The organism is Mycobacterium sp. (assembly GCF_025965855.1).
Classification (GTDB): domain Bacteria; phylum Actinomycetota; class Actinomycetes; order Mycobacteriales; family Mycobacteriaceae; genus Mycobacterium.
The window spans coordinates 24,058-30,409 of record NZ_JAOPWB010000052.1 but is presented as its reverse complement, the minus strand read 5'-3'; the positions used below and the strand labels follow the sequence as shown (position 1 = coordinate 30,409).

The window sequence follows — 6,352 nt, the reverse complement described above, 5'->3', positions numbered from 1 at the left end:
GGGGTGCTCGGCGTTCTCTTTGCGCAGGGCCTCGAGCTGCTTATTGCCGCCCTCGACGTTGGCGACCAGCTTCTTGGTGAAGCTGCCGTCCTGGATGTCGCGCAGGATGGCGCGCATCCTGTCCTTGGTGTCGGCGTCGATCACGCGCGGACCCGATAGGTATCCCCCGAACTCCGCGGTGTCGGACACCGAGTAGTTCATCCGGGCGATGCCACCCTCGTACATCAGGTCGACGATCAGCTTGAGCTCGTGCAGCACCTCGAAGTACGCCATCTCCGGCGGATAGCCCGCCTCGACCATCACGTCGAAGCCGGCCTTCACCAATTCCTCTGTGCCGCCGCATAACACGGCCTGCTCACCGAACAGGTCGGTTTCGGTCTCGTCCTTGAAGGTCGTCTTGATGACTCCGGCGCGCGTGCCGCCGATGGCCTTGGCGTAGGACAGCGCCAGCGCCTCCCCCTTGCCGGTCGGGTCCTGGTCGACCGCGATCAGGCAGGGCACGCCCTTGCCGTCGACGAACTGGCGGCGCACCAGGTGGCCGGGTCCCTTGGGGGCGACCATCGCGACGGTGACGTCGCCGGGCGGCTTGATCAGGTCGAAGTGGATGTTGAGCCCGTGACCGAAAAACAAAGCGTCGCCGGCCTTGAGGTTGGGCTCGATGTCGTTTTTGAAGATGTCGGCCTGGGCGGTGTCGGGGGCCAGCAGCATGATGATGTCGGCCCACTTGGCGACCTCGGCGGGGGTGTCGACGTCCAGGCCCTGCTCCTCGACCTTCGCTCGGGACTTCGAACCCTCCTTGAGCCCGACGCGCACCTGCACGCCCGAGTCGCGCAGGCTCAGCGAGTGCGCGTGCCCTTGGCTTCCGTATCCGATCACACCGACCTTGCGGCCCTGGATGATCGTCAGGTCTGCGTCGTCGTCGTAGAACATCTCTAATGCCTGTGTTGGCACGTGCATATCTCCTTTGCTTGGGCTACTTGGCGGTGCCGATACCGCGCGGACCGCGGGACAGCGACACCATTCCGGATTGGGCGATCTCACGGATGCCGAACGGCTCCAGCACGCGCAGGAACGCCTCGATCTTGCCGCGGTCACCGGTGGCCTCGATGGTCAGCGATTCCGGTGATACGTCAATCACCTTGGCGCGAAACAGGTTTACCGCTTCGATCACCTGGCTGCGGGTGCCGGCATCGGCCCGCACCTTGATCAGCGACAACTCGCGGGACACCGAGTTGTCGTCGTCCTGCTCGATGATCTTGATCACGTTGATCAGCTTGTTGAGCTGCTTGGTGATCTGCTCGAGCGGGGTCTCCTCGGCGGAGACCACGATGGTCATCCGCGACATGTCCTTCTGCTCGGTCGCGCCGACGGCCAGCGACTCGATGTTGAAGCCGCGCCGCGAGAACAGCGCCGCCACCCGCGCGAGCACGCCGGGTTTGTCCTCGACCAGCACCGACAACGTGTGCGTTTTCGCGCTCATATGCGCCGCTCCTCCTCATCGCTACGCTCTGCATCGTCGCCGGCGCGCATCAGGCGTGCCCTTCGCTTTCGTCGTCGAACAGCGGGCGAATGCCGCGGGCGGCCTGAATCTCGTCGTTGCTGGTGCCGGCTGCGACCATCGGCCACACCTGCGCGTCGGCGCCGACGATGAAGTCGATCACCACCGGGCGGTCGTTGATCGCACGCGCCTGGTTGATCACGTCGACGACGTCTTCCTCACGCTCGCAACGCAATCCGACGCACCCCAGCGCCTCGGCCAGCTTCACGAAGTCCGGGATCCGGTGTGAGTGCGTGGCCAGGTCGGTTTGCGAGTACCGCTCCTGGTAGAACAGCGTCTGCCACTGCCGCACCATGCCCAGGTTGCCGTTGTTGATCAGCGCCACCTTGATCGGCGCGCCCTCGATCGCGCAGGTGGCCAGCTCCTGGTTGGTCATCTGGAAGCAGCCGTCGCCGTCGATCGCCCAGACCTCCGCATCCGGGTGGGCGATCTTGGCGCCCATGGCCGCCGGAATGGCGAACCCCATGGTGCCCAGCCCGCCGGAATTGAGCCAGGTGCGCGGCTTTTCGTAGGAGATGAACTGCGCCGCCCACATCTGGTGCTGGCCGACGCCCGCGACGTACACCGCGTCCGGGCCGGCGATCTCGCCCAGCTTCTCGATCACGTATTCCGGGCTCAGGCTGCCGTCGCTCTGCGGACCGTAGCTCAGCGGATAGGTGGACTGGACGCTATGCAGATACGCCCACCAGTCGGTCATGTCTGGGGTTGCGGGGCCGGGAGCGTCCGGGTGATGTTGCAGCATCGCGATGAGGTCGGTGATGACGGCTTTGACGTCGCCGACGATCGGCACATCGGCGTGCCGGTTCTTGCCGATCTCGGCGGGGTCGATGTCGGCGTGGATGACCTTGGCCTCGGGGGCGAACGAGTCGAGCTGTCCGGTCACCCGATCGTCGAACCGGGTGCCCAGCGCGATCAGCAGGTCGCTGCGCTGTAGCGCGGCCACCGCGGCCACGGTGCCGTGCATGCCGGGCATGCCGAGGTTCTGCGGATGGCTGTCGGGAAACGCGCCGCGCGCCATCAACGTGGTGACCAGCGGGATGCCGGTCAGCTCGGCCAGCTCGCGCAGCTGCTCGCTCGCCTCGCCGCGGATGACTCCGCCGCCCACGTACAGCACCGGTTTGTTCGCGGCGGCGATCAGCTTGGCGGCCTCACGGACCTGCCGGTTGTGCGGCTTGGTGTTCGGCTTGTAGCCGGGCAGATCCATGCGGGGGGGCCAGCTGAACGTGCACTGGCCCTGCAGCACGTCCTTGGGGATGTCCACGAGCACCGCGCCCGGACGCCCCGAGGAGGCGATGTGGAAGGCCTCGGCCAGCACCCGGGGAATGTCGTCGCCGTTGCGGACCAGGAAATTGTGCTTGGTGATCGGCATCGTGATGCCCGAGATGTCGGCCTCCTGGAAGGCATCGGTGCCGATCAGGCCGCGCCCAACCTGCCCGGTGATGGCGACGACGGGGATCGAGTCCATCTGGGCGTCGGCCAGCGGGGTGACCAGGTTGGTGGCACCGGGACCCGAGGTCGCCATGCAGACTCCGACCTTGCCGGTGGCGTGCGCGTACCCGCTGGCGGCGTGACCGGCGCCCTGCTCATGGCGAACCAGCACGTGGCGCAGCTTTTTCGAGTCGAACAGCGGGTCGTAGACCGGCAGCACGGCGCCGCCGGGAATCCCGAAGATCACGTCGACGTCGAGTTCCTCCAACGACCGGATCACCGACTGGGCACCGGTAAGTTGCTCCGGGGCAACGCGTTTCGGCTGCGCCGCGTGGGTTTTTGCGGCGGGTTTCACGGCATCTGTGGCGATGCTGGCCGCGTCCTGCGCCTCAGCGGCGGGTGGCCTGGTGGGAGCGCTCACTGTCCTTGGGTCCTATTCACTCTTCGAAGTTTCGTTGCCGCGCATGAAAAAACCCCCGCCAGCTCATCGGCTGAACGAGGGTTGCGCGTTGGTGCTGGATCGCTTCAAATGCTGAAGGGCTCAGTCAGGCACCAACGCGCTGACTAAGTACTACGAGCATCCCGGGCTTTCCGGCGGTTTCCATAGCGTCCGACGGTAGCCTTCGCACAGCTCAACAGTCAAATCCGGGCCTTCGTGCAGCCACGGCTTTGCGTGTGCGTTCAGGGTGGCGACACGCCGTGGACCGTCGCCGCCAGCGCACACTCGGCACCGGGGCGGCCGGCAAACGGATCGGTGAAATGATGCTCCCGTGGCTACTGATTCCCCCGTGGTGATCAAGGTGTCGCCGATGGCCCACTTCGCCGTCGGATTCTTCACCCTTGGCTTACTGATACCGGTGCTGGCCTGGCCGGTGTCCGCGCCGCTGCTCATCATCCCGGTGGTGTTGTCGGCGTTGATCATCCGGCTGCGCACGGTCGCCGACGAGCGCGGCGTGACCGTTCGAACCCTGCTGGGCAGCCGGGCGGTGCGCTGGGAAGAGATCGATGGGCTGCGCTTCCAGCGCGGTTCCTGGGCGCGCGCCTGCCTCAAAAGCGGTGCCGAGCTGCGCCTGCCCGCGGTGACATTCGCGACGCTGCCGCAGCTGACCGAGGCCAGCTCGGGGCGCGTTCCCAACCCCTACCGATGAGAGTCAGGCGATCGGATTGACCCCGTTGAGCATGACCCAGACCGCGACGCCGGCGGCGATGCCGGCCAGCAGGGCCACAAACGACCCGATGAAGGGGCGGTGCGCCCAGCCCCGGCCGGCGTCGAGGCCGTAGCGGCCCGGTCCGCACAGGATGACCGCGACGGCCATGGCGATCAGGGTGATCTGGTATTCGTGCCCGTCGGGCAGGAAGTAAGAGAGGGTGTGCGAGTGCGGCCGCGCGGAAATGGTGGCGAGCAGCCCGTTGATCAGGAACGCCAGGGCGCCCGCCGCCGCGACCGGGGTGAACAGCCCCAGCACCAGCAGCACCGCGGCCACGGTCTCGCCGCCGGCGCTCACGTAGGCCAAGACGTCGGCGTGCTGGTAGCCGACGTCCGACAGTGAGTTCTTGAAACCGGTCACCCCCGAGCCGCCCCACCAGCCGAACAGCTTCTGCAGCCCGTGGGCCCCCAGCACCACGCCCAGCCCGACCCGCAGCACCAGCAAACCCAGGTGCTGGGTCCCGCGCCGGCCGACGTCGCGGTGTCGTTCATCGTCCTTGTCCGCGTCGATCTGGGCCGGCTCGATGGTGGAGATCGGTGCCGGCTGCGCCACCGACGCGGGCTGCACGTACGGCAGGGGCTCCTGCTGGTCGAGCAGGTGATATCCGCCGGCCCCGGGGGCACCCGAGGCGCCGGGGTCGGCATACGGGATGACGGTGGTGGTTCCGAAGTCGCCCGGGTACCCGACCGGCGTCAGGTCATCTTCGGGGTCGACCAAGCGCGCCGAGGCGGGGCGCCCCAGGGTTGGCTCCGGCGATTCGCCGGGCCGGCTCCAATGTGCGTCATTCGATTGACTGGTCACGGGTGTCAGGGTAAGGGCAATATGGGCCTGAATCCGGGATTTGAGCGGCGCTTTCGCCGGTTAGTCCGCCAAAACGGCCCGGATTGGCCCCAAATCGCCCTTGCCGCCCGCCCCGGAAGGCCCGAAATGGGTGAACCCGCACCCCCGACCGGCGAAGCTTCCGGGGGGACGGACACGGGCACGCGTGTGGCGGCGGTGCCGGCCGAGTCCGTAGCCTGTCGGTCATGCGACTAGGGCGATCAGGGCGCTCGGTTCGGTGCGGGCTCGCCGCCCTTTCCGCGGTGATGCTGGTCGCTAGCGGGTGCGCGCGGTTCAACGACGCCCAATCGCAGCCCTTCACCACCAACCCGGAACTGAAGCCCCAGCCCAGCTCGACACCTCCCCCGCCGCCGCTGCCGCCCACGCCCTTCCCGAAGGCCTGCCCGGCGCCGGGAGTCATGCAGGGCTGCCTGGAGAGCACCAGCGGGCTCATCATGGGCCCCGACAGCAAAACCGCGTTGGTCGCCGAACGCACCACCGGTGCCGTCAAGGACATCTCGGTCAGCGCCGAGCCGAAAGTGAAGATGGTCATCCCGGTCGACCCGTCCGGTGACGGTGGGTTGATGGACATCGTGCTGTCGCCCACCTATCAGCAGGACCGCCTGATGTACGCCTACATCAGCACGCCCACCGACAATCGGGTCATCCGCGTCGCCGACGGCGACATCCCGAAGGACATCCTGACCGGGATCCCCAAGGGCGCCACCGGCAACACCGGGGCGTTGGTCTTCACCAGCCCCACCACGCTCGTCGTGATGACCGGCGATGCGGGCAACCCGGCGATGGCCGCCGACCCAAAATCCCTGGCCGGCAAGGTGCTCCGCATCGAGCAGCCGACCACCATCGGCCAGGCGCCGCCGACGACCGCGCTGTCCGGCGTCGGCTCCGGCGGCGGCATGTGCATCGACCCCGTCGACGGCTCGCTGTATGTCGCCGACCGCACCCCCACCGCGGACCGCTTGCAGCGCATCACCAAGACCTCCGAGGTCTCCGCGGTGTGGACGTGGCCGGACAAGCCCGGCGTGGCCGGGTGTGCGGCGATGGACGGGACCGTGCTGGTCAACCTGATCAACACCAAACTCACGGTGGCGGTGCGGCTCGCGCCGGCGACGGGTGCGGTCACCGGCGAGCCGGACGTCGTCCGCAAGGACACCCACGCACACGCGTGGGCGCTGCGAATGTCGCCGGACGGAAACGTCTGGGGCGCAACCGTTAACAAGACGGCCGGCGACGCCGAAAAACTCGACGACGTGGTCTTCCCGCTGTTCCCGCAGGGCGGCGGCTTCCCGCGCAACAACGACGACAAGACCTAATCGCG

The 6,352-nt window shown here is 67.6% G+C and carries 6 protein-coding genes; 2 read left to right on the top strand and 4 right to left on the bottom strand.

The window, feature by feature from the left end:
- The 3 genes from ilvC to JWP83_RS03800 form a co-directional block, all read right to left on the bottom strand.
- A partial coding sequence (gene ilvC / locus JWP83_RS03810; protein WP_297726014.1) for a ketol-acid reductoisomerase occupies window positions 1–930 on the bottom strand: 930 nt, incomplete at its 3' end.
- 43 nt (window positions 931–973) lie between these two features.
- Window positions 974–1,480: an acetolactate synthase small subunit gene (ilvN, locus tag JWP83_RS03805; protein ID WP_297726006.1), complete on the bottom strand. Its 507-nt coding sequence runs from the start codon at window positions 1,478–1,480 to the stop codon at window positions 974–976.
- A 49-nt stretch (window positions 1,481–1,529) separates the two neighbouring features.
- Window positions 1,530–3,407, bottom strand: coding sequence for an acetolactate synthase large subunit (locus tag JWP83_RS03800; RefSeq protein WP_297726003.1), 1,878 nt, complete (start codon window positions 3,405–3,407; stop codon window positions 1,530–1,532).
- A gap of 349 nt (window positions 3,408–3,756) precedes the next feature.
- On the opposite strand from JWP83_RS03800, the gene JWP83_RS03795 reads away from it, so the two are divergent.
- The gene (locus JWP83_RS03795; protein ID WP_297726000.1) at window positions 3,757–4,134 is read left to right on the top strand and encodes a PH domain-containing protein; all 378 of its coding nucleotides are present in this window, start codon (window positions 3,757–3,759) and stop codon (window positions 4,132–4,134) included.
- Between the two features lie 3 nt (window positions 4,135–4,137).
- On the opposite strand, the gene JWP83_RS03790 is transcribed toward JWP83_RS03795, so the two are convergent.
- Window positions 4,138–4,995, bottom strand: a complete 858-nt coding sequence (locus JWP83_RS03790) for a DoxX family protein (protein WP_297725997.1) — start codon at window positions 4,993–4,995, stop codon at window positions 4,138–4,140.
- Between the two features lie 224 nt (window positions 4,996–5,219).
- On the opposite strand from JWP83_RS03790, the gene JWP83_RS03785 reads away from it, so the two are divergent.
- A complete protein-coding gene (locus tag JWP83_RS03785; RefSeq protein ID WP_297725994.1) occupies window positions 5,220–6,347 on the top strand; it encodes a sorbosone dehydrogenase family protein in 1,128 nt (375 codons plus the stop codon).
- Window positions 6,348–6,352 lie beyond the last annotated feature (5 nt).

Bases quoted from the DNA above. Each gene is read 5' to 3' on its own strand.
- ilvN (WP_297726006.1), bottom strand. From the start codon at position 1,480: ATGAGCGCGAAAACGCACACGTTGTCGGTGCTGGTCGAGGACAAACCC.
- JWP83_RS03785 (WP_297725994.1), top strand. From the start codon at position 5,220: ATGCGACTAGGGCGATCAGGGCGCTCGGTTCGGTGCGGGCTCGCCGCC.